Origin of the sequence: Helicobacter jaachi (genome assembly GCF_000763135.2) — a bacterium.
GTDB classification, from domain to species: Bacteria; Campylobacterota; Campylobacteria; order Campylobacterales; family Helicobacteraceae; genus Helicobacter_C; species Helicobacter_C jaachi.
In genome coordinates, this window is the sequence record NZ_JRPR02000033.1 from 1 (window position 1) to 441 (window position 441).

The 441-nt window shown below is 33.1% G+C and carries 1 pseudogene; it reads left to right on the forward strand.

From position 1 onward, the window contains the following. Window positions 1-441 (forward strand): annotated as a pseudogene (locus tag LS71_RS09390) (methyl-accepting chemotaxis protein); the annotation flags it as partial.

Here is a 441-nt window from a genome sequence, read left to right on the forward strand (position 1 = left end):
GCTATCAACCAAAACATAGAACAAACTAATAAAAACCTAGACCAAGATACTAAAGCTATTGAACAATCAGCACAAACAGCTAAAGAAATAGAATCTGGTAATCTCACTGCTAGAATTACAGCCATACCTGCTAACCCTCAACTCATTCAATTAAAAGAAGTATTAAATAGAATGTTAGATGATTTGCAGCATAAAATAGGCAGTGATACTAATGAAATAGCTAGAGTATTTAATAGCTATACTAGCTTAGACTTCACCACAGAAGTAAAAGACGCTAAAGGTAGAGTAGAAGTAGTAACAAATACATTAGGAGATGAAATAAGAAAAATGCTAAAGACTTCTGCTAGCTTTGCTAATACTTTAAGCACTGAAGCAAAAACACTCCAAGAAGCTGTAAATAATCTCACTAACTTAACTAATGCACAAGCCAGTAGCTTAGAA